The sequence below is a fragment of the Sphingobium sp. TKS genome (assembly GCF_001563265.1).
Classification (GTDB): Bacteria; Pseudomonadota; Alphaproteobacteria; order Sphingomonadales; family Sphingomonadaceae; genus Sphingobium.
On sequence record NZ_CP005083.1, the window covers coordinates 4207942 to 4230891 of the forward strand.

15 protein-coding genes are annotated in these 22950 nt (G+C 65.4%); 10 read left to right on the forward strand and 5 right to left on the reverse strand.

Annotated features, from left to right (window positions below; genetic code table 11):
* Positions 1-26 precede the first annotated feature (26 nt).
* Positions 27-1406 carry a lipopolysaccharide biosynthesis protein gene (locus K426_RS20845; RefSeq protein ID WP_066561120.1) on the forward strand — a complete coding sequence of 460 codons (1380 nt, stop codon included), beginning with the start codon at positions 27-29 and terminating at the stop codon, positions 1404-1406.
* Between the two features lie 59 nt (positions 1407-1465).
* On the opposite strand, the gene K426_RS20850 is transcribed toward K426_RS20845, so the two are convergent.
* The gene (locus K426_RS20850) at positions 1466-2137 is read right to left on the reverse strand and encodes a helix-turn-helix transcriptional regulator (RefSeq protein WP_066562097.1); all 672 of its coding nucleotides are present in this window, start codon (positions 2135-2137) and stop codon (positions 1466-1468) included.
* A 56-nt stretch (positions 2138-2193) separates the two neighbouring features.
* On the reverse strand, positions 2194-4467 hold the full coding sequence (locus tag K426_RS20855; RefSeq protein ID WP_066562095.1) for a GumC family protein: 2274 nt from the start codon (positions 4465-4467) through the stop codon (positions 2194-2196).
* Positions 4468-4733: 266 nt separating this feature from the next.
* On the opposite strand from K426_RS20855, the gene K426_RS20860 reads away from it, so the two are divergent.
* Positions 4734-5714, forward strand: coding sequence for a 2OG-Fe(II) oxygenase family protein (locus K426_RS20860; protein WP_066561122.1), 981 nt, complete (start codon positions 4734-4736; stop codon positions 5712-5714).
* A 21-nt stretch (positions 5715-5735) separates the two neighbouring features.
* Here K426_RS20860 and K426_RS20865 read toward each other — a convergent pair whose 3' ends face one another.
* Positions 5736-7064: an O-antigen ligase family protein gene (locus K426_RS20865; protein WP_066561125.1), complete on the reverse strand. Its 1329-nt coding sequence runs from the start codon at positions 7062-7064 to the stop codon at positions 5736-5738.
* Positions 7065-7257: 193 nt separating this feature from the next.
* On the opposite strand from K426_RS20865, the gene K426_RS20870 reads away from it, so the two are divergent.
* The 4 genes from K426_RS20870 to K426_RS32915 all read left to right on the forward strand — a co-directional run bounded on the left by K426_RS20870 (position 7258) and on the right by K426_RS32915 (position 14693).
* The gene (locus tag K426_RS20870) at positions 7258-8271 is read left to right on the forward strand and encodes a sulfotransferase family protein (RefSeq protein WP_206377504.1); all 1014 of its coding nucleotides are present in this window, start codon (positions 7258-7260) and stop codon (positions 8269-8271) included.
* Positions 8268-9602, forward strand: coding sequence for a pectate lyase family protein (locus tag K426_RS20875; RefSeq protein ID WP_066561126.1), 1335 nt, complete (start codon positions 8268-8270; stop codon positions 9600-9602). The genes K426_RS20870 and K426_RS20875 overlap by 4 nt, the downstream gene beginning before the upstream one ends.
* Positions 9599-10780 carry a glycosyltransferase family 4 protein gene (locus K426_RS20880; protein WP_066561128.1) on the forward strand — a complete coding sequence of 394 codons (1182 nt, stop codon included), beginning with the start codon at positions 9599-9601 and terminating at the stop codon, positions 10778-10780. The genes K426_RS20875 and K426_RS20880 overlap by 4 nt, the downstream gene beginning before the upstream one ends.
* A 175-nt stretch (positions 10781-10955) precedes the next feature.
* Positions 10956-14693, forward strand: coding sequence for a calcium-binding protein (locus tag K426_RS32915; protein ID WP_066561130.1), 3738 nt, complete (start codon positions 10956-10958; stop codon positions 14691-14693).
* Positions 14694-14696: 3 nt separating this feature from the next.
* Here the strand turns inward: K426_RS32915 and K426_RS20890 are convergent, their stop codons facing one another.
* Positions 14697-15197 carry a flavin reductase family protein gene (locus K426_RS20890; RefSeq protein ID WP_066561136.1) on the reverse strand — a complete coding sequence of 167 codons (501 nt, stop codon included), beginning with the start codon at positions 15195-15197 and terminating at the stop codon, positions 14697-14699.
* A gap of 166 nt (positions 15198-15363) precedes the next feature.
* Here K426_RS20890 and cofE point away from each other — a divergent pair, with 166 nt between their 5' ends.
* The 3 genes from cofE to cofC are packed head-to-tail and all read left to right on the forward strand — an operon-like array spanning position 15364 to position 17638.
* Positions 15364-16122, forward strand: a complete 759-nt coding sequence (cofE, locus tag K426_RS20895; RefSeq protein ID WP_066561138.1) for a coenzyme F420-0:L-glutamate ligase — start codon at positions 15364-15366, stop codon at positions 16120-16122.
* Positions 16119-17054 (forward strand): 2-phospho-L-lactate transferase, encoded by a 936-nt coding sequence (gene cofD / locus K426_RS20900; RefSeq protein WP_066561140.1) that lies wholly within the window; start codon positions 16119-16121, stop codon positions 17052-17054. Before cofE ends, cofD begins: the two co-directional genes overlap by 4 nt.
* 5 nt (positions 17055-17059) lie before the next feature.
* Positions 17060-17638: a 2-phospho-L-lactate guanylyltransferase gene (gene cofC, locus K426_RS20905; protein ID WP_066562100.1), complete on the forward strand. Its 579-nt coding sequence runs from the start codon at positions 17060-17062 to the stop codon at positions 17636-17638.
* Positions 17639-17753: 115 nt separating this feature from the next.
* Here the strand turns inward: cofC and K426_RS20910 are convergent, their stop codons facing one another.
* The gene (locus K426_RS20910; protein ID WP_066561142.1) at positions 17754-20015 is read right to left on the reverse strand and encodes an NADP-dependent malic enzyme; all 2262 of its coding nucleotides are present in this window, start codon (positions 20013-20015) and stop codon (positions 17754-17756) included.
* 283 nt (positions 20016-20298) lie between these two features.
* Between K426_RS20910 and mutS the strand changes: the two genes are divergently transcribed.
* Positions 20299-22950, forward strand: a complete 2652-nt coding sequence (gene mutS / locus K426_RS20915; protein WP_066561145.1) for a DNA mismatch repair protein MutS — start codon at positions 20299-20301, stop codon at positions 22948-22950.

The following is a 22950-nucleotide window of genomic DNA, read 5'->3' on the forward strand; positions in this document are numbered from 1 at the left end:
TCTTCACGTCCCCAGGGGGGATCGTCATGGCATATGATATCAAGGGCGTGCTGACCGCACGTGCCTTGCCGATGCTGCGCGGCCGGTTCGGGGATTTCCTGATCAAGGGAACCCGCGGCCGGCTGATCGCGGTGGGACATTTGCTGTCGGGCAATTTCCTCAATGCGCTGATCATGCTGGTCAGCGTGGCGATGGCGGCCCGATCCCTGGGACCGGCGACCTATGGCGTCATGGTGCTGGTCCTGTCCTATAATCGCGTCGTCGAGCGAATCCTGCGCTTCGAATCCTGGCAGCCGCTGATCCGGTTCGCCGTGGAGGAAGAAGCGAAGGGTTCGCCCCGGCGCTTGCAACGACTTTACTGCTACGGCCTGATGCTGGATATCGGCGCGGCGGCGCTGGCCGCCGTCAGCGCGATCGGCCTGGCATTGCTGTTCGGACCGCTCTTTGGCCTGAAGCCCCTTCATGTGGAACTGGTGGCGATCTATTCGGTCGCGACCTTGTTCAACATCGCGGGCGTGCCGACCGCCGCGCTGCGCCTGTCCGGCCAGTTCAAGATGCTGGCCTATGCGCAGGTCGCGGGCAATGTGTTGCGCATCCTGCTCGCCTTCCTCTGCATGGTCACTCATGCGGGGGTGATCGGCTTCATGCTCGCCTGGACGGCATCGCAGGCGCTGGGGTCCGTGCTGGTCTTCTGGGTCGGCTTCCGCGCCCTGCGGCAGATGGGGATACCCAATCCGTTTCATGCCCGGCTGAAGGGGCTGGTGAAGGATTTCCCCGGCTTTTTCGGCTTCGCCTGCTCGACCAACCTGTCGCTGACCCTGCGCGTCATCACGACGGAAGCGGACTCGCTGTTCGTCGGCGCGGTGGCGGGGAGTTCGGCGGCGGGGGTCTATTATCTCGCCAAGCGCATCGCCAAGGTCGCGACACAGGTCGGCGCGCAGGTGCAGGCCGTGGTCTATCCCGACGTCGCGCGGATGTGGGCGAACGGCAATATCCGCAATTTCCGGACGGCCACGCTGCAGGTGCAGATAGCGCTGGCGGGGGTGGGCTTTGCGATGCTGGCGGGCGCCTGGTTGTTCGGGCCGCTGCTCATTCGGGTGGGACCGGGCGTGGCCTATTCGGAAACCTATGTCCTGCTGCTGACCCAATTGGTGGCGGTGATCCTGATGCTGCATGCCGCGCCGTCGCGATCGGCCATGCTGGCAATGAACCAGAGCTGGAAGGTGCTTACGATCTCCGGCTTCGGCACGGCGCTGTTCGTGGCGGTCGCAGCCTATGCCGTGCCGCGCTACGGACCTATCGGCGGGAATATCGCTCATGTCGTGTTGGGCGTGGTGACGGCGGTGCTGCTGGATGTGAGCTGGTTACGGCGGGCCAGGGTTCGGCCGGTGGTGGCGCGCGTATAAGACGGGATGGAAATGGACCATTTGCAGATGCCAAATTTGAATGGCAGTTCCCCGCTCCGCTAATCCTCGCTGCCGCCTTTCAACAGATGCGCGACGATCTGGGTACGGTTGGACGCGCCGTTCACCGCCATGATCGCCCGGACATGGACCTTCACCGTGCTTTCGCTGATGTTCAGCCCCTGGGCGATGTCCTTGTTCGAGGCGCCCTGAGCGAGCAGGCGCAGCACATCGCGTTGCCGTTTGGTCAGCAGCTTGGACTTGTCCACCGCCAGCGCGATCCGTTCGCTGAGGCCATCCGGGGCACCTTGCAGGCGCGCGCGCAAGGCTGCGGCGAGGGGAGCGGGATAGACCGCCAACCCCTCCCTGAGCAGGAAAAGCACGCGCTGCATGGTGGCGATATCGGTGCTGGAGCGCAGCAGAGCCTGCGCCCCGGCCGCGATGGCGGTCTGCATCAGCGCTTCATTGCCATGGTCGGCAACCACAAGGACCGAGGCGGTGGGCCATAGCCGCTTCGCCTGAGCGATGTGCAACGGCAGGGCAGCGCTTTCCAGTTCGGAATCGCCGGTCTGGAACAGGATGATGTCGGGCGGAACGCCCCCTTCGGGCTGGTCGAGGCTGGATTGCTGCAATATCCGGGTGCCCGCCGTCTCCAGCGCGACGGCGATGCAGGCACGGCGAAGCGGGCTTCCGTCGAGAATCAACAAATTGAGACGGGGCGCATCCTCTTTCACTATTGCGCTTTCGAAACGAACAGAAGGCGAAACCGCCTGCTGCAAAGGCGGCGGGCTCACGCGGCTTTGCGCGTGAAGGCGTGGCGGACCCGGTTCACCCAGCTCTGCCGGACCGGGAAGCTGTCGGAATAATAAGCGGCCGACCCCATGTAGAACTGGACGGCATCGCCATAGCCGCGACGGGCATGGTCCTCATAATCGACCTGATTGAACACGGCTCCGACCACCTGATTGTTCACCATCTGGAGCGAGGCGCGCAATTGTTCGACCGTCGTATGCCCCCAACGCACGACCATCAGGGTCGAGTCTGCCAATGTCGAAAGCGTCCGCGCATCGCGCACGGCGAGAATGGCGGGCGCGTTGATGACGATCAGATCGAAGCGGTCGCGCAGATCGTCGAGCAACCGGCCGACCTGCCAGCCCTGCACCACGGCGGCCGGATTGCGGATCTGTTCGCGGGTGCTGAGCACGACGGGCATCAAAGCGGTCGGCGCCGCGCCCTCAGCCGCGTCATGCTCCACATGACGTTCGGCCTGGGGAATGAGCCTGCGGCTTTCGCCTGCATGGGTCAGCACTTCGATGAGGTCAGGCGTGTCGGAACTGTCCTGGATCGAACGCAATATGCTGGGGCCGGGGCGGCGCAGGTCCAGATCGACCACGATGGCGCGGCGGCCCATGGAGGCGGCGGCGGCGGCCAGAGTCAGCGCGACGCTGGACTTGCCGTCGCCCGGCAGCGGCGATGTGACCAGCACCCGCTGGCTGGTGCCCTGATGCGGCAGTTCCCCGATCTCGCTGGCGAGGTTGCGGGCGACTTCGGTGAAGAGCGACTGCGGCTGAGTGGTCACCGGATTGTCCTCGATCGTGGTGCCGATCGACTCCTCCAGCTTCGGCAGCATCGCCAGCGTCCGCAGGCCGAAGAGGCGGCGGAGCTGGTCCCCGCTGCGCAGCCGGTTGTCGAACATCTCGATTCCCAGCACGATCAGGAAGGCCAGCACCGAGGAGCCGACAAAGGCGGCCAGCGCCATTTTCTTGGGCGCGGGCGCCACCGGTTGCAGCGGCACGGCGGCAGCCGACACCATGGAGGAGTTGACACCGGTGGTCTGCAGTTCGGACTGCACCGTCTGGGCGCGCTGCGCCGTGGTGAGATAGGCCTGGCGCGCCACCTCCGCCCGGCGATCGAGGATCGAGAGATCGACCAGATTGGCATTGTTGCGGAAGGCCGCGCCGGTCATGGCGTTGAGCTTCGACTGAAGTTGCCCTGCCCGGGCCGAGGCCGCGCTCGCCTCCGCCAGCGCCATTGCCCGCTCACGCCCGGCATCGGTGTCGTTTTTCGTCTGCTGGGTCGTGACGACCGCGCCGCGTTCCTGGATGAGCGCCTTGCTCACCTGCGCGATCTGCGCGGAGAGCGCCTGCATTTGCGGATGGTTGGCGCCCATCTGGACGGAGATTTCGGAACGCTGGCGGATCAGGTCGTCATATTGCTTCTGCAGATTGTCGAGCGCGGGTGAAGTCGCGCCCGCCACCGTCCGCAGGGTGGCGGCCCGGCTGACGCCGGCGGCCTGCGCCTGCATCGCGCTGCTCATCGCGGCGGTGGACGCGGCTTCCACGGCGATGCGATTCATCTGCTGATAATCCTCCGCACTGCCCGCGCCTATCGGCATCAGGTGCTGGCGGCGGAAATCAGCGACGGCGCGCTCGGCCAGTTCAACCTCATGGGCGAGACGGGCGGTTTCCTTGTCCAGCGCGGTGCTGAGGCCGTTGCGCCAGCTCTGGCGCCGCTGCGAGCGCATCTTCTGCAGGCTGTCGACGAAACGGTTGGCGATGCGCGATGCCAGTTCCGCCTTGCGCGACTGGACGGTGATGTCGATGAAGTCGGAATCGGTCGAACTGGCGACGCGGGTGGTCTTGGCAAGTTGCGCGGCGGCCTGTTGCACCGTCATCGGCACATTATGGGTGAAGGCCGGATTGCGGTTGAGATTGAGGTCGCGCACCACTTGCTCGGCCAGCGCCTGCGAGCGGTATATGCGCGCTTCATTGGCGACGCGCTGCTGATTGCGGGTGGCGTCGGCCTGGTTAGATCCAGTCGAATCGTTGAGCTCCACCTGCACCGTCGCGGTCGCCTCATAACGGTTGGGCAGTTGCAACTGGACGATCAGCACGACCACCACGCAAGCGATGACGATGCTTGCCACCAGCTTCATGTGCCGGCGCAGCAGGAACCATATCTGGCGCGCCGACATTTGCTGCAATTCGAAGGACAGATCGCGCGGCTTTTCCCCGCCGCCGCCAGCCGCGGCGCCATCGATCAGAGTGAGCTGTGCAGAAGCCATGATAGTCTCCCAGTCGCATCCGGCGTGCGCGCCCGCCCCGCCGTGAGGGCTGCCCTCATCGCGGGGATAGTGCGGGTTGTGGCGGGAGAGAGCAAAAGCGCATCGGGGCTTGCCGATGCGCATAGGTGCTAACCCTTCGGATCAAGGGGAGACCTCTGCTCTGGCTAGACATTTCTGATGTGTGTCTGACTATTCCGGGTCGCCCATTCCGCGCCATTGTGCCGAACTTGATCGAGGATAAGAACGCTCCGCACAGGGGAGCGCCGATGATCGCGGAACTGGCATATCAGGATCTGGAGCCGGGTTCGCTGGCCCGGCTGTTCGGCGCGGGCCATGCGGCGGTGCTGGTGCGCTGTCCGGAGATCGTGGCCGAACTGTGGCGCGGGCTGCTGGAGGATTCGGCCGAACAGATGCCGTGGGAAGCGCCGCTGATCGACATTGCGCGCAACTATCATGGCAGCGGCGACATCACCGCCAGCCTGGGCGACCTCTTCTATTTCCAGCCGGGACGGCACGGTTATATTGCGCGGAAAATGGCGTTGTCGCGGGACGATCGGAAGAATCAAGTCACCGTTTGCCCCGCCTATTTCGTGCAGGGGGGGCACCATTATACCCCCCGTCAGGCGGTGCTGGACCAATGCTGGGCCATCGGCCGGCGGCTGATGGCGGCGCTGGCGCCCGAAGGCGCGCCATCCAGAGATTTCCAGATCGTGGTGCAGCGGCTGAAATATCAGGAGAGCATGCGCGATTTCGACCGGCTGGACGCTTTGGCCCGCAATTCGCTGGGGCGATGGGGACGAACGGGCTGTGCGCTGGACGAAAGGCGGTGGCAGGCGGCGGGGATGCTCAGCCCGCGCGGGCTGTCCGATCTTTACGGGCTGCTCGCTGACATGCCCCTCATCGGACGGCTGCTCCGGGGCATCAACCGCATGGCGCTGCGCCGCGACCGCAGCCGGGACATCGCGCCGGGGCAAAGGCTGATCGAAGGGGCGCATTTCGACTATCGCTATTTTTCGGCGCTCTGTGGTCAGCGGGACCAGATACTGACCCAGGTCTTTGCCAATGGGCGGTGGGTCGACCTGCCGATCGACCGCGCGACACTGGCGGTCTTTCCGGGCAGCATGGCGACGCAGGCTTATGGCGTGCGGCATGTGCTGCATCGCGTGCTGCATGTGGAAAGGGACGGGCAGAGCCGGGCGGGCAATCCGCGCACGGACAATGTGACGTTGCTGATCGGGTCGGTTTGACCGAGGATTATCGGATCGTCCCTAAAATTCCGGCAAAGGCTGCGGCCCCACGGGCCGGGCGTAGATCAGCCGGGCGGCGTCGGACTGGACCGGGCGGCGCTGCGCATAGGTGGCGGCGAGCGCGACCATGACCGGCATCACCCACATGCGCGAATACATGTGCGGATAGGACAGGGTGTAGATCAGGAACACCAGCACCACCGCCGCCGCCATCGCGCCCTTGTCACGGCTGATGCGCAGGCCGTTCGCCGCCAGCAGGATGATGAGCGCCAGCAGGATGATGAGGCCACAAAAGGCGATCGCCCCGCCCTCGTTCCAGATCAGCAGGAAGAGATTGTGCACCGGATTGTCATAGGCGGACAGTTCGCGATAGCGGTCGACGCCCATGCCGATGATCGTGTTGTCCTCGGCAAAGCCCCAGGCTTCCTCGATAAGCTGGGACCGGTTGATGAAGGTGCCGGCCTGCCCGATATCGCCGCTTTCCACCGCATTGCCGACGCGTTCCTGAAAAGCCTTGGGCAAGGGGGCGCCGCTGGCGAGGAACAGGCCGGCGGCCACGCCCGCGACAAGCCCAAGACGGAATATATAGCGCACGCCCATCAGCATCAGCGTCGTGGAGATCGCCAGCAGCGAAGCGGCGAAGCCAGTGAAGGAGGCGCTGAGCATCAGACCCCAGAGCAGCAGGATCAGGCAGGCGAAACCGCCAAGGCTGCCGATCAGCCGGTGGCGCATCGAATAGAGCAGCATGGGCAGCGAAAAGGCGACGACCGCGCCGTTGGGATTGGGCTGGCCCGCCATGGATCCGAGGCGGCCATTGCCGGTGATGAAGCCGTCGCCCAGCCAATGCAGCGTATCGTGGAAGGTGAGGAAGAAGCTGGCGGCGATGCCGATGACTTCGGAACAGGTGATGCCCAGCATGAAGATCAGCGGGGCGATGCGGACCGTCTTTTCCTCCTGCTGCATCAGCAGGATCGGGATGAAGAGGAAAGCCACCGTATATTGCAGGGCTATGTTCACCCAGCGCAGGGGATCGCCGTTGAACACCGATCCAACGAACAGCCCGCCCAGCATCATGACCAGGCCCGTAAGCCAGAAGGGGGTGAGCGAGCGGAACGGCGTGACGCTGAGCCGCCCGCGCAGGCCGGAAATGGCGAAGCTGATCAGGAAGAAGAAATCGGAAAAGGTGAGGTTGATCTGCCCAACCCGCAACAGACCCCAGCCGCTGAGGAAAATCGCGATAAGCAGGCAGTAGCGGGCGATCCTGTCCCAGATCTGCTCATGGGCCAGGATATCGGGCCAAATGGCCGTCGCTGAAGGGGCATGGGGGGCAGGGCTGGCGAGAGTCGTCACGGGGCGAAAGGCTGCGCCCGGCGCGGGCGGCGCGCAAACGCCCTTCGGGGCAGGGCGAAAGACGATTTCAGCCAGCCGGACTATCCGAATTTGCCGGCGGATCAGCCTTGTGATCCGTTGAAATGCGTGGGGGACTGACGGGATAAGTGCGCCTGAGCGCCGCCGGACCGGCAGGGCGCTTCGTGCGACAAGGATGACCTTGGTGACGGATGCGATCCTGCCCCTGCGCGATGCCGAAACGCCCTTGAGGACGGAGCCGACCGTCAAAGCCGCATCCCGCACCGCGGAACGGGCCACGGTCAAGCTGATCTATGTCGCGGGCTATGGGCGGAGCGGCACGACGCTGATCGACATCGCGCTGGGCGAGCATCCGGCGATCATGGGCGCGGGCGAGGTGACGACTCTGGCGCGGCATGTGTGGGACAAGGACGAATATTGCGCCTGCGGAGCGCGGGTGCGGGACTGCCCGGAGTGGAAAGCAATCGTGACGCGCTGGACGCAGGGCGAGCCGGAGGGCTTTCTGGCGGGCTATCGCCGGACGCAGAAATGGACCGAGGCGCTGGTCGCGCCGGGGCGGCTGTTCAGGCTGCCGGGATGGCAGGATCACAGGCGCCGGACGGTGAAATTGCTGCGCGGCATGGCGATGGTGTCGGGGCGGCCGATCCTAGTGGATTCGTCAAAACTGCCGGGGCGGGCCTTTGCGTTGGCGGCGATGCCGGGGATCGACCTGCATGTCGTGCATGTGGTGCGCGACGGGCGCGGCGTCGCCTGGTCGCTGATGAAGGGGCACAGACAGAGCGTCGAGAAGGGCGTGCAGCGGGAATTGCGGCCCAAACCGCTGCTCTACACGGCGCTGCGATGGTCGATGGTGAATCTGGCGGCGGAATGGCTGTGCCGCCGGGTCGGGCCGGGGCGCAGCATTCGCGTGCGCTACGAGGATTTCGTGGACGATCCGCGTGGGGAGATCGGGCGGATCGTGGCGCTGGTCGGGGAAACGCCGCATCTGCCCGCCGCCGACCTTGCCCCCTTCGAACCGCAGCATCAGGTCGCGGGCAGCCGTCACCGGATGCAGAAATCGCTCACCATCCGGGGCGACGACAAGTGGAAGCGGGAAATGCCGGGTTGGAAGCAGCGGCTTTTCGCCTTTTTGTGCGGGCCTTTGCTGCGGCGCTACGGCTATGCGCTGCGCAGCGGGGACGCGTCATGAGGCGGCTTTTGATAGGAGTCCTGCTGCCCGTCGTGATGGCGGGCTGTTCGGGCGCGGGCAGCGAATCGCGGGCGCAGCCGGTGAAGGGCGAGCCGGCCTTTGCGGGCGCGGTCGGCTATGGCGCGGCGGCGAAGGGCGGGCGCGGCGGGCGGGTCATCGCCGTCGATACGCTGGCGGACAGCGGGCCGGGCTCCTTGCGCGCCTGCATCGACGCTTCAGGGCCGCGTGTGTGCGTGTTTCGGGTGAGCGGGGTGATTCGCTTCGCCACCCGGCCGCCGGTGATCGCCAACCCCTATCTCACCATAGCCGGGCAGACGGCGCCGGGCGGCGGCATCGTCATCGCCCATGCGGGGGGCGAAGTAGGGCGCACGCCAATCCTGATCAAGAACAGCCACGACATCGTCATCCGCCATATCCGCGTGCGCAACGACCGCACCGGCACCCATCGCGGCTCGGAGGACAGCTTCACCATCGAAAACAGCCGCCAGGTCATCATCGATCATGTGAGCGCAAGCTGGGCGCGGGACGAACTGATCAACGGCTATGGCGACAATGACTGGATCACCATCAGCAACAGCATCTTTGCCGAAGGGATTCCGCGCCACGACAAATGCGCGCTGCTGGCGAGCGATCCCAAGGGGCCGCAGCATCTGAGCTTCATCGGCAATATCTGCGCCCATAATGGCGACCGCAATCCGGACCTGAATTTCCCGCCCGGCTCCTGCGCGGAGGTGATCAACAACATCCTCTATAACGGCCAGTCGGAATTTGCCGAGATCTGGGAGAGTTTCGGCGGCGTGCCCGTCTCGCTGATCGGCAACAGCTTCATTGCGGGGAAGAACACCCGGCCCGACACGGTCGGCGTGGCGCGCAACGTCATGGGATCGAAGGGGGTCGCCAGGGTCTATCTGGCCGACAACCGCTTCGACGGGGATTTCGTGCATCTCTCCCCGCTGCTCAAGGAGGCGGAGGTGGATAAGCCCCCCTGCCCCGCCACCATCGCGGCGGAACCGGCGGACGCAGCCTATGAGGCGGTGCTGAGCGACGCCGGCGCCTTCCCCCGCGATCCGTTCGACCGGCGGATCGCCCATCAGGTGCGCGAACGCAAGGGCCATATCGTCAAGCAGCCCGGCATCATCGACGAGCCCGCGCCCGGAACGCCCTATCCTGACGCGGATGGCGACGGCATGGACGACCTTTGGGAAGCGCAGCATGGCGCCGATCCGCGCAAGGCCGATCCCTGGGGCGATGGGGATAGGGACGGCGTGGCCAATCTCGGCCAGTTCCTCGACCAGCGCTCCCGCGATCTGATGGACGGGAGGGCGGGATGAACGCGCCTTTGCCCCGGCTTACCTCTGCCGACGCGGCGGGGGACAAGCGCCTGCGCATCTGCTTTCCCTTCTCCGGGGACAGTATCGGCGGCAGCCATATTTCGGTGCGCGGGCTGATGGAGCATCTCGACCCGGCGCTCTACCGGCCGATCGTCGTCACCGAAGTCCTCGGCGGCATGATCGCCAATTTCTTCGCTGGGTATGAGCAGTTGGACGATCCCGCTGCCCACGGCCTGTTCGTGCCGGGCGAGGCCTTCACCCTGCGCAAGTTCGGGCGGACGCTGGCCGGGTTGCTGCCACGGGCGCGCTTCCTGCGGCGCAACCGGATCGACATCGTCCATGTCAATGACGGGCGGAGCAGCGCCAATTGGGCGCTGGCGGCGCGGATGGCGGGCGCGAAACTGGTCTGGCATCATCGCGGCGATCCCGGAGCGCTGGGTCTGCGCCTCCTCGCGCCCGCGCTCGCCAGTCGCGTTCTGGCGGTGTCATCCTTTGCGCTGCCGCCCAAGGGTCTCTGGTCGGCGCGGGACCGGGCGTCGGTGGTGCACAGCCCGTTCGACACCAGCCTGGAGGTCGATCGGGCCAAGGCCCGCGACGCGCTGATCCGCGAATTGGGGGTAGCGCCCGACACGCTGCTGCTGGGCTATTTCGGCGCCTTCGTTCCCCGGAAGCGGCCCTTGCTGTTCGTCGATATGATCGCGCGGCTGAAGGGGTTGAGTGGGCGTCCCGTCATGGGCCTGATGTTCGGGGAGGCGCGCCTGCCCGTCATGGATGTCGCCCTGCGCAGGCGGATTGCGGAAAAAGGCGTCGGGGATCGGGTGAAGTTGATGGGCTATCGCACGCCCGGCCCCTTCTGGATCGCCGCCTGCGACCAACTCGTCGTGCCCGCCGTGGGGGAACCGTTCGGGCGGACGCTGGTGGAGGCGATGCTGGTCGGCACGCCCATCGTTGCGGCACGCTCCGGCGGCAATATCGAAGCGCTGGAGGGAGGCGTCGGGATATTGGTCGAACCCGACGACGCGGAAGCTCTGGCGCGGGCCTGCGAAGGTCTGGGTGACGCCCGTCCGATGGCGCTGGCGGCGCAGGCCGATGCGCGCAGCCGCTTCAGCGAAGCTGCCCATGCTACGAAGGTCAGCGCGATCTACGAAGCGTTGCGGCTGTGTGCTAAGGAGCAATAAAGTGTCGCCGTGTTCCTGCGAAGGCAGGAACACGATTCAAAACCGGATGAACGCCCCTACACCCATCGGCGCACTCCCGATGGAGTAAGCCTTATCCCTATGCCCCCACCGCGCCCGCGCCATTTGAAGCTACAGCTTTGCGACCTTTCATGAGGACGCTGGATAGGGGGCGAGCATGGCGAATTTTTTCAATGTGGTGGGCAGCCAGACCATCATGGCGGGCAGCGAAAAGGATCAGTTCTTCGCTTTCACCCGACTCGCCAATCTGGACATGGTGCGCCCCGACGCGGTGCTGACGCAGCTCGTCTGGAACTCCGCGATCCTCACCGGCAGCGGCACGGCCTATCAATTGACCGCGACGAATATCCAGATTTCCATGGACATGCTGATGGGCGGCAGCGGCACGGACGTCATCTACGGGTCCAACCTGTCCGACGCGATCTTCTACAATAATGGCGTGATTTCCGGCGGCTTCGGCAGCTTCGACAATATCGAGCAGTTCTGGCTGGGCGACGGCGACGACATCATCGACCTGACGGCGCACGGCGCGGGCGGCATCGATTATGCCAAGGACGTGCTGATCCAGGCAGGACTGGGCAACGACGTCATCATCGGTGGCGCGGGCAAGGACAATCTGCAGGGCGATGGCGGCAACGACATCATCTTCGGCTGGCGCGGCAGCGACACCGTCTCCGGCGGGGCGGGCGACGACCTGCTCTATGGTGACGATCTGGGCTTCAACGGCATCGCCGGGGACGACAATATCGACGGCGGCGCGGGCAACGACATCCTCTATGGCGGCCGCGGCAGCGACAAGATGACCGGCGGCGATGATGACGACATCCTCTACGGTCAGGCCGGGGGCGACAATCTGTCGGGCGGGACCGGCAATGACACGCTCTATGGCGACGATGCCGACACCAACAGCAACGACATGCTGAACGGCGATGCCGGCAACGATGCGCTCTATGGCGGCGCGGGCAATGACGAGCTCTACGGCGGCACGGGCGACGATCTGCTCCATGGAGGCGACGGCAACGACTATATGCATGGCGGCGCGGGCAACGACACGATCCTCGCGGGCGCGGGCAACGACGTGATCGACGGCAGCGCCGATATCGACACCATCGTCTTTTCCGGCAACCGGATCGACTATGCCTTCACGCTGCAGACCGACGGCAGCTTCATCGCGGTCGACCAGCGCGCCGGATCGCCCGAGGGCAGCAAGACGATCCGCAATGTCGAATATTTCCAGTTCGCGGACATGACGAGCCCATCGGCGGCATTGAACGCCCCGCCGGTCATAACCTCCAATGGCGGCGGCGCGAGCGCGGCGCTGGCCATCGATGAGAATGGCACGGCGGTCACCATCGTCACCGCGACCGATCCCGATGCGGGGCAGACGGTCGGATTCTCCATCGTCGGCGGCGACGATGCCGCCCTGTTCGCCATCGATGCCGTGACGGGCGAGCTGCGCTTCATCGCCCCGCCCAATTTCGAAAGTCCCGCCGATGCCGATGGCGACAATGTCTATCAACTGATCGTTGCCGCCAATGACGGCAATGGCGGGGTCGACACGCAGACGCTGTCCGTGACCGTGCGCGACGTGCCGGACGGCTTTGCGCCGATCATCACCTCCAATGGCGGCGGGGCTTCAGCGGCAATTGCGGTCAATGAGAATGCGATCGCCGTTACCAGCGTGACGGCGACGGACGCGGACGGGCCGTCGATCAGCTATGCCATAATCGGCGGAGCGGATGCCGCGCTGTTCACCATCGATGCGGCAACCGGCGCTCTCGTCTTCAAGACAGCGCCCGATTATGAATCGCCCGCCGACGCCGATCACAATAATGTCTATGACCTGATCGTACAGGCCAGCGACGGCACCAACAGCGACCAGCAGGCGCTGGCCGTCACGGTCGCCAATCTCAACGACAATGCGCCGGTGCTGACGTCCTTTGGCGGGGCGGCTTCGGCGGCCTTGTCGGTGGCGGAAAACAGCCTGCTTGCCGCCACGGTGCAGGCCAGCGATGCCGATGGAACCGCACTCAGCTACAGCATCAGCGGCGGAGTGGACGCGGCGCTTTTCACCATCGACGCGGCGACCGGCGCGCTGAGCTTCAAGACCGCGCCCGATTATGAAGCGCCCGATGACGGCGATGGCGACCGCATCTACAATGTCATCGTCAGCGCCAGCGACGGCGCCAACAGCGTCGCGCAGACGCTGGCGATCACCGTCACCAACCTCAATGACAATGCGCCGGTCATCACCTCCAATGGCGGCGGCGCTTCGGCGGCGATCAGCATGGCGGAAAATGCCGGTGCCGTGACGGTCGTGGCCGCCACCGACGCCGACGGCACGATGCCCGGCTTTGCCATATCGGGCGGAGCGGACGCGGCGCTGTTCGCCATAGACGCGGTGACGGGTGCGCTGTCCTTCATCAATCCGCCCGATTATGAAAACCGGCTCGATGCCGATGGCGACGGCGTCTATCAGGTGACGGTGCGCGCGACCGACGGCAGCCATGTCGACGACCAGTCGCTCTCCATCATCATCACCGACGTCGCGGAAGGCGGCAAGACGATCACCGGCTCCTCGGGCAACAACCTCATCAGCCCGACGACGACCGTGCTCGCCTATCAGACGACCGCGCTCAACGACACGATCTACGGCCTTGCCGGCAACGACACGATCGATGGCGGCGCGGGCGCCGATTATATGGACGGCGGCGCGGGCAACGACATTTTCACCGTCGACATCTTTTCGGACGACGGCTTTGCCGGGAATGACGATCAGGTGATCGAGCTGGCGGGCGGCGGCAGCGATCTTGTCTATGCCTCGGTCAGCTATCGCCTGGCCGCCAATGTCGAGAAGCTGACGCTGACCGGCGCGGCGGCGATCAACGGCTTTGGCAATGAACTGGCCAACAGCATCACCGGCAATGACGCGGCGAACCTGCTTTCAGGCGGGCTGGGCGCGGACATCCTCTATGGCATGGGCGGCGCCGACATGCTGGACGGCGGGGACGACAATGACAAACTGTTCGGCGGCGACGGCAATGATGCGCTGGTCGGCGGCCTGGGCGACGATTATCTGGACGGCGGTGCGGGCGCCGACAGCATGACCGGGGGGCTGGGCAATGACAGCTATATCATCGACAGCTGGTCCGACGACGGCAACAGCGCCAATGACGACATGATCTTCGAACTGGCGGGCGAAGGCACCGATCAGGTCAACGCCTCCGTCAGCTACAAGCTGGCGGCCGAGATCGAGAAGCTGGTGCTGACCGGCGCCGACAATATCGACGGCATCGGCAATGAGCTGGCCAACAGCATCACCGGCAATGGCGGCCATAACGGCCTTTGGGGCGGCCTGGGCAACGACACCATGCTGGGCAATGGCGGCGACGACCGGCTGTATGGCGAGGATGGGCAGGACAGCCTGGACGGCGGATCAGGCAACGACCTGCTGGACGGCGGCGCAGCAGGCGACACGCTGAAGGGCGGCGCGGGCAGCGACATGCTGATCGGCGGCGCGGGCAAAGATACGCTCACCGGCGGGACCGAGGCGGATATGTTCATCTTCAACCGCGGCGACACGACGCTCAACAGCGCGAGCTATGACCGCATCACCGACTTCAGAGCCAGCGAGGGCGACCGCATCGACCTCGATTTCCTGAACGGCAGCCTGCCCGCCGCCGACTATGCCGAAAGAACGATCCTCACCAATAATTTCAGCGATGCGCTGGCGGCCGCCAACCCGACCGCCGGGGTCAATCATGTGACCTTCGTCGCGGGGACGACCGACGGCTGGATCTTCTACGACGCCAATGGCGACGGGGCGTTCGAACAGAGCGTTCTGCTGGTCGGGGTCAACACATTGGCGGGGGTGGATTCGATCAGCTTCTTCTGACCGTCAGCCCAGATGGGCGAACTCGCCATAGCCGCCCTGGAAGAAGAGCAGCGGCTTGCCGGGCGTTTCCACCTCCAGCGCGATCACCCGGCCCAGCACGATATAATGGTCGCCCGCCTCATGCACGGCTTCGAGCTGGCAATCGATCCAGGCCACCACCCCGTCCAGGATCGGGGAGCCATTGGCCGAGACGCGATGCGTCACGCCTGCGAATTTGTCCTCCCCGCCCTTGACCGAAAATTGCTGGCAGAGCGGTTTCTGATCGCTGGCGAGGATGTTGACGCAGAATTTCCCCACTTTTTCGATCCGGGGCCAGCTCTGCGAATTTTTCGCTGGGAAAAAGGCCACAAGGGGCGGATCGAGCGAAACCGAGGTGAAGGAGCCGACTACCATGCCGGTCGGCGTCTGACTGTCCTCGACCGCCGTCACCACGCACACTCCGGTGGGATAATGGCCCAGCACGCGGCGGAAGGTGCCGCTGTCAAAAGTGCCCGCCTCGCTCATGCGCGCGCGCCTTGAAGGGGAAAGGCATAGTCTCTGGTCTTCATCATTGTCCCTTTTCTCGACTTCGCGCGCTATGGCAAGCAAATCCCGCTGATAAGCTCATGAGTTTCCCTTTCCGGGAAATCGGGGTGCTACCTTAACAGGCCATTGCACGCTACAGCACGGCATGATTGCGATTCATCCCCTGGGCGACATTCCTGAAATTCGAGCCGGCGACGATCTGGCGGCGTTGCTGCGCGAGAGTCTGACAAGGGCGGGCCTGTGGCCGCTGAAGACCGGCGACGTGCTGGTCGTGACGCAAAAGATCCTGTCCAAGGCGGAAGGGAGGATGGTCGATCTGGCCACCATCGAGCCGGGGCAGGAAGCGCTGAAACTGGCCGCGACAACGCACAAGGATCCCCGGTTGGTCGAACTGGTGCTGCGCGAAAGCAGTACGGTGGTGCGGGCGGTGCCCCATGTGCTGATCACCCGTCATCGGCTGGGCCATGTGATGGCGAACAGCGGCATCGACCGGTCGAATATCGGGCCGGGCGAGGAGGAGCGGGCGCTGCTGCTGCCGGTCGATCCGGACCGGTCGGCGCGCAGCCTGCTGAATGTGCTGGCGGGGTCTGAGGCGGCTGGGATCGGCATCGTCATTTCGGACAGTTTCGGGCGGCCCTGGCGCCATGGCGTGGTGGGCGTCGCGATCGGCGCGGCAGGATTGCCTGCGCTGGTGGACCGACGCGGTGAAGAGGATCGCGACGGGCGGCGGCTGGAGGTGACTCAGATCGCGCTGGCCGATCAGATCGCCACCGCCGCGACTCTGGTGACGGGCGAAGGCGCGGAAAGCGTGCCGGCGGCATTGCTGCGCGGTTTGGCTCTGCCCACCGGCGATGCAGGCGCGGGCGCACTGGTCCGCCCGCTGGAAGAGGATTTGTTCCGGTGAGCGGCCGTATTGTCGTCCTGACCGGAGGCGTGGGCGGCGCCAAGCTCGTGCTGGGGCTGATGCAGGTCTGCCCACCGCAGGACATCACCGCCATCGTCAACACCGCGGACGATTTCCGGCATCTGGGCCTGGCGATCTCTCCCGATATCGACACGCTGCTCTACACCCTGTCGGGCAAGGCCAATGCCGCGCAGGGCTGGGGCAGGGAGGGCGAGACGTGGAGCTTCATGGACGCGCTCAAGTCGCTGGGCGGGGAAGACTGGTTCCTGCTGGGCGATGGCGACATGGCGCTGCACGTGCTGCGATCGCATATGCTGGCGTCGGGCGAGACGTTGAGCCGGGTGACGGCGCATTTCGCGGCGGCCTGGAGCCTCAGCCTCAAGATACTGCCGATGAGCGACGATTCCGTCGCCACTCATGTCTCGACCGACGCGGGCGATCTTCCATTCCAGCGCTATTTCGTCGAGCAGCGCTGTGCGCCTGCGGTTCAGGCGATCCGCTTCGAGGGTGCGGAGCGCGCGCGCCCTGCCCCCGGCGTGATCGAGGCGATCAATGATCCCGAAACGCGCGCCATCCTGATCGCCCCGTCCAATCCCTGGCTGAGCGTCGACCCGATATTGGCGGTGCCGGGCATCAGCGAGGCGCTGGCGGCGGCGAGCGCGCCCGTCGTCGCCGTTTCCCCGATCGTCGGCGGACAGGCGGTCAAGGGACCGACGGCCAAGCTGATGGGCGAGTTGGGGCTGGCCGTCACCAACCGGGCCATTGCCGCCCATTATGACGGAATCATCGACGGGTTGCTGGTTGACGTCCGCGACGGGGGCGAAGGCCTGGACATTCCCCATGCCATTACCGATACGCTGATGAAGACGCTGGACGACCGCGCCAAGGTGGCGCAGGCGGCGCTGGATCTGGCGGCGCGGATCGCCGGTTGAAGACGATGAACTGCTGGATCGTCATTCCGGTCAAGGCGCCCGCCGCCTGCAAGACGCGGCTGACGCCTGTGCTCGATGAAGCGGGGCGGCGCGATCTGGTGGCGGAGATGCTGCACCGGACGGTGGAAGCTGCGGCGGAGCTGGTCGGGATGGAGCGGCTGCGGCTGCTTGGGCCTTCGCGCCATGGATTGCCTGAGACGGTCGGCCTGCTCGATGATCCGGGCGGCGGCCTCAACCCCGCTCTCGCGAGCGCCCGCGATGCGGCGCTGGCCGCGGGCGTCGAACGGCTGCTGTTCCTCTCGGCCGATTTGCCGCTGGTGGAGGCTGAAGATGTCGCCGCGCTGCTGGATGTTTCCGGCATTGCGGCCGCGCCCGATCTCCACGGGCAAGGGACCAACGCATTGTCAATGCCGCTGCCCAAAGCGGCCGACTTCCGGTTCCATTATGGCGAAGGCAGCTTCGCGGCGCATCGGGCAGAAGCGGAACGGCTTGATCTGCCTTTCTCGGCAATCGTCCGGCAGGGTCTGGGTTTCGACATCGACCAGCCGGGCGATCTGGCTGACTGGAAATGGCGTGCGACTTAGGGTGGAAGGCGGACGCTTCCTGTTTGTCATTCCCGCGAAGGCGGGGATGACGAACTTCGAAAATGTCCGGAAATGGCCACCTCCGGCCAAAGCCGCACAGCCTGACGCACGCGCGTCAGACCGCGACGCCCGCCGAAGCCAGCACCGCCAGCGTCAGCAATTCCGACGCATTGGATGCCATGGTGGCGATCTGCACCGACTTGTCCATGCCGACGAGCATCGGCCCGATCATCGTCGCGCCACCCACTTCGCGCAGCAGCTTGGCCGAGATATTGGCCGACTGCAGCCCCGGCATCACCAGCACATTGGCCGGGCCGGACAGGCGGCTGAAGGGATAATTCTTCATCACCGTCGGGTTGAGTGCCGCATCGACGGTCATTTCGCCTTCATATTCGAAATCGACGTCGCGTTCGTCCAGCACCTTCACCGCGTCGCGCACATTTTCGAGAAAGCCGCCCGGGGGATTGCCGAAGTTGGAATAGGACAGGAAGGCGACGCGCGGGTCATGGCCCATGCGGCGGGCGACCGCCACAGTCCCCTCTGCAATATCCGCCAGTTCATGCGCCGAGGGACGCTCATTGACCGTGGTGTCGGCCAGGAACACCGTCTTGTCCTTGGTCACCAGCACATGGATGCCGAAAGGAGTGCGGCCCGCCGCCGGGTCCATCACCCGCTTCACCTCGCGCAGGGTCTGGGCGAAGGGCCGGGTCATGCCCGTGATCATCGCATCGGCATGACCCATCGTCACCAGCAGCGATCCGAAGATGTTGCGGTCGCGATTGACCATCCGCTCGCAATCGCGGCGCAGATAGCCGCGGCGCTGCAACCGCTTGTAGAGCGTGTCGACCATTTCCGGCACCAGCGGCGAGTTGACGCTGTTGTGCAGTTCGAAGCTCTCCGGATCCTGCACGCCCAGTTCCTTGAGCTTGTCATAGACATGGGCGCGGCCCACCAGCACGGGAATGCCATAGCCAAGGGTACGGAACTGGATCGCGGCGCGCAGCACCACTTCCTCTTCCGCTTCGGCGAAGACGACGCGCTTCGGGTTCGCCTTGGCCACCTCATAGGCGGTGGTGAGGACCGAGGTGGTCGGGTTGAGCCGGGCTTTGAGCGACTGGCGATAGGCGGCCATGTCCGCGATCGGCTTTTGCGCGACGCCGGTTTCCATCGCCGCCTGCGCCACGGCGGAGGGCACGACTTCCATCAGGCGCGGGTCGAAGGGCGCGGGGATGATGTAATCCGGCCCGAAGCTGTGCGAGCGGCCATAGGCCTTGGCCACTTCCTCCGGCACCTGCTCGCGCGCGAGGTTAGCGATCGCCTTGGCGGCGGCGAGCTTCATCGGCTCGTTGATCCCGGTCGCCCGCACGTCGAGCGCGCCGCGGAAGATGAAGGGGAAACCCAAGACATTGTTGACCTGGTTGGGATAGTCCGACCGGCCGGTGGCGACGATGGCGTCGGGGCGCACCGCATGCGCTTCGGGCGGCGAGATTTCCGGGTCGGGATTGGCCATGGCGAAGATGATCGGCTTGTCGGCCATCGACTTCACCATGTCCTGGCTCATGGCGCCCGCGACGGACAGACCCAGGAACACATCGGCGCCCTTCACCGCTTCGGCCAAAGTGCGGGCGTCGGTCTTCACCGCATGGGCCGACTTCCACTGGTTCATGCCCTCGGTGCGACCCTGGTAGATCACGCCCTTGCTGTCGCACATGGTGACATTGCCGTGCGGCACGCCCAGCGCCTTGATCAGTTCGGTGCAGGAAATCGACGCCGCGCCCGCGCCGTTCACCACCACCTTCATGTCCTTCATCTCGCGGCCGGTCAGCATCGCCGCGTTGATGACGCCCGCCGCCGCGATGATCGCGGTGCCGTGCTGGTCGTCATGGAAGACCGGAATGTTCATCCGCTCTTTCAGCGTCTGTTCGATGATGAAGCATTCGGGCGCCTTGATATCCTCAAGGTTGATGCCGCCGAAGGTCGGCTCCATCAGCTCGACCGCGTCGATGAACTTGTCGACATCCTCGGTCTTGAGCTCGATGTCGATGCTGTCGACGTCGGCGAAGCGCTTGAACAGCACCGCCTTGCCCTCCATCACCGGCTTGGATGCCAACGCACCCAGATTGCCCATGCCAAGGATCGCCGTGCCGTTGGTGATTACCGCGACCAGATTGCCCTTTGCGGTATAGTCATAGGCGGTCGCCGGGTCATCCGCGATGGCGCGCACCGGCACCGCGACGCCGGGCGAATAGGCGAGGCTGAGGTCGCGCTGGGTCGCCATCGGCTTCGACGCGATGATCTCGATCTTGCCGGGGCGTCCCGTCGAGTGGAAGAACAGCGCCTCGCGCTCGGAAAATTCCACATTCGACTTATCGGTCATGGCTGCACCCACCCCTTGTTTGAAACAATAAGCTCGCCCTTAGGGCGGTCCGACATTCAGTTCAGGCGAAGCCGAAAAGGGTGATTTTCGAGCATCGGAGCGCAGCGTACTCAAGTACGTGAGCACCGAAGCGCAGGAAATCGCGCTTTGCAGGCCCGCATGGGCTGAATGTCGGACCGCCCTAGCGGCAAGAATATCTTGTGGGCAAGTGCGAGAAGCGCAATTTTCCCGCTGTTTCTTGCAGCACTGGCATGACGCCGGGCTTCACGCTATCCGCTGTGCCATGGCGCGAACGATCGACACATCCACGCAACAAGCCACGCCTATGATGACGCAATATCTTGCGCTCAAGGCGGAGGCGCAGGACTGTCTGCTTTTTTACCGCATGGGCGACTTTTTCGAGCTGTTCTTCGAGGATGCGAAGGCGGCGGCGGCGACGCTCGACATTGCGCTCACCAGCCGGGGCGAGCATGGCGGCGTGCCGATCCCGATGTGCGGCGTGCCAGTGCACAGTGCGGAAACTTATCTTGCACGTCTGATCAAGGCGGGCCACCGCGTCGCCATTGCGGAGCAGACCGAGACACCTGCGCAGGCCAAGGCACGGGGCAGCAAATCCCTCGTGGCCCGCGCCATCGTCCGCTATGTGACGGCGGGCACGCTGACCGAAGAGACGCTGCTCGACAGCCGACGCGACAATATGCTGGTGGCGCTGGCGCAGGTCGGGGGCGAGGATAGGCAGGAATATGGCCTTGCCGCCGCCGATATCTCGACCGGGCGGTTCGAAACACTGACGTTGCGGGCCAGCGATCTGGCGGCAGAACTGGCGCGCCTGCGGCCGAGCGAGATCGTGTTGCCGGACGGGCTGGAACTGGATCTGCCCGATTCCCATCCCTTCGATCGCGCCGCCTTTTCCAGCAGCCGGGCCGAGGCGGCGCTGAAGCGCGTCTTCGGCGTCGCCACGCTCGACGGATTCGGCCAGTTCAGCCGCGCCGAATTGGCGGCCATGGGCGGATTGCTGAGCTATCTCGATCATGCGGGCAAGGGCACCCTGCCCTTCCTTGCCCCGCCGATGCGCAAGACCAGCAGCGCGCATGTCGCCATCGATGCGGCGACGCGCGAGAGCCTGGAGATCACCGCTACCATGAACGGCACGCGGGCGGGCAGCCTGCTGGGCGCGGTCGACCGGACCGTGACGGGCGCCGGGGCGCGATTGCTGGGGCAGGATCTGTCCGCACCCTTGATGGATCAGGCGGCCATCGAAGCGCGGCTGGGCCTGGTGCAACTATTCCATGACGACGGCATGCTGCGCGACCAGTTGCGCGTGGCTTTGCGCGCCCTGCCGGATATCGGGCGCGCTCTGGGTCGCCTTGCCATCAGCAGGGGCAGTCCGCGTGATCTGGGTCAGTTGCGGGACGGGCTTGGCGAAGCGCGGCTGCTGCGCGAACGGTTGGGACGCCTGCCCGACCAGCCGTTGCTGCTGGCGCAATTGCTCCCCTCGCTCGACGGACATGGCGCGCTGGTCGACAGCCTGTCCCGCGCCCTCGTCCCCAGCCCGCCGACCGAAACCGCCAATGGCGGCTATATCGCGGACGGCTATGACCCGGCGCTGGATGAGCTGCGCCGCCTCGCCGGAGACGGCCGCCGCGCCATCGCCGCGCTGGAGGCGAAATATCGCGAGCAGACCGGCATCGCCTCACTCAAGATCCGGCATAATGGCGTACTGGGCTATCATGTCGAGGTGCCCGCCCGCGCCGCCGACCGGTTGATGCAGCCCGACAGCGGCTTCACCCATCGCCAGACGCTGGCCGGGGTGGTTCGCTTCAATTCGGTCGACCTGCATGAGCAGGCGAGCCGCGTCGCGCAGGCGGGCGCCCATGCGCTGGTCGCCGAAGCCGCGCATCTGGAAGAGCTGATCGAAGCCACCCTCGCCCGCAAGGCGGAGATCGCCCGCGCCGCCGATGCCCTCGCCCGGCTCGACGTGGCGGCGGCGCTGGCCGAACGGGCGGCCGAAGGCGGCTGGCAACGGCCCCATTTCCTGCCCGAAGATGGCGAAGGACCGAGCCTCGAAATCACCGGCGGACGCCATCCGGTGGTCGAGGATGCGCTGCGTCGCGAAGGCCAACCCTTTGTCGCCAATGATTGCCGGTTGGTGGCCAGTGACCGGCTCTGGCTGGTCACGGGTCCGAACATGGGCGGTAAATCCACCTTCCTGCGACAGAACGCGATCATCGTCATTCTCGCCCAAGCAGGCGCCTATGTGCCCGCGCAGTCCGCGACCCTCACACTGGTCGACCGCCTGTTCAGCCGCGTCGGCGCATCGGACAATCTGGCGAAGGGCCGTTCGACCTTCATGGTCGAGATGGTGGAAACCGCAGCCATTCTCGCGCAAGCGACCGAACGCAGTTTCGTCATCCTCGATGAAGTCGGACGCGGCACGTCCACCTATGACGGGCTGGCGCTGGCTTGGGCGGTGGTCGAGGCGGTACATGAGGTCAATCGCTGCCGCTGCCTGTTCGCCACCCATTATCATGAGCTGACGCGGCTGGCGGAAACCCTATCCTCGCTCTCGCTCCACCATGTCCGGGCGCGGGAGTGGAAGGGCGATCTGGTGCTGCTGCACGAGGTGGCGGAGGGTCCGGCGGATCGCAGCTATGGTCTGGCCGTGGCGCGGCTGGCGGGACTGCCGCCTGCCGTTCTCAAGCGGGCGAAGGACGTTCTGGCGCGCCTCGAAGCGGGCAAGGCCAAGACCGGCGGCATCGCGGCGGGGCTGGACGACCTGCCTCTGTTCGCCGCCGCCACCGCGCAGGTCGAGGAGAAGGTCGATCCTCTTCGCGCCGCGCTGGTGGCGATCGACGCCGACGCGCTGTCCCCCCGCGAGGCGCTCGATCAACTCTATCGCCTCAAGCAACTGGCGGCAGCCGGTCAGGAAGACTAG

Bases quoted from the DNA above. Each gene is read 5' to 3' on its own strand.
- mutS (WP_066561145.1), top strand. From the start codon at position 20,299: ATGGCGCGAACGATCGACACATCCACGCAACAAGCCACGCCTATGATG.
- K426_RS20870 (WP_206377504.1), top strand. From the start codon at position 7,258: ATGACCTTGGTGACGGATGCGATCCTGCCCCTGCGCGATGCCGAAACG.
- K426_RS32915 (WP_066561130.1), top strand. From the start codon at position 10,956: ATGGCGAATTTTTTCAATGTGGTGGGCAGCCAGACCATCATGGCGGGC.
- K426_RS20855 (WP_066562095.1), bottom strand. From the start codon at position 4,467: ATGGCTTCTGCACAGCTCACTCTGATCGATGGCGCCGCGGCTGGCGGC.
- K426_RS20880 (WP_066561128.1), top strand. From the start codon at position 9,599: ATGAACGCGCCTTTGCCCCGGCTTACCTCTGCCGACGCGGCGGGGGAC.
- K426_RS20910 (WP_066561142.1), bottom strand. From the start codon at position 20,015: ATGACCGATAAGTCGAATGTGGAATTTTCCGAGCGCGAGGCGCTGTTC.
- K426_RS20845 (WP_066561120.1), top strand. From the start codon at position 27: ATGGCATATGATATCAAGGGCGTGCTGACCGCACGTGCCTTGCCGATG.
- K426_RS20875 (WP_066561126.1), top strand. From the start codon at position 8,268: ATGAGGCGGCTTTTGATAGGAGTCCTGCTGCCCGTCGTGATGGCGGGC.
- cofC (WP_066562100.1), top strand. From the start codon at position 17,060: ATGAACTGCTGGATCGTCATTCCGGTCAAGGCGCCCGCCGCCTGCAAG.
- cofE (WP_066561138.1), top strand. From the start codon at position 15,364: ATGATTGCGATTCATCCCCTGGGCGACATTCCTGAAATTCGAGCCGGC.
- K426_RS20890 (WP_066561136.1), bottom strand. From the start codon at position 15,197: ATGAGCGAGGCGGGCACTTTTGACAGCGGCACCTTCCGCCGCGTGCTG.
- K426_RS20860 (WP_066561122.1), top strand. From the start codon at position 4,734: ATGATCGCGGAACTGGCATATCAGGATCTGGAGCCGGGTTCGCTGGCC.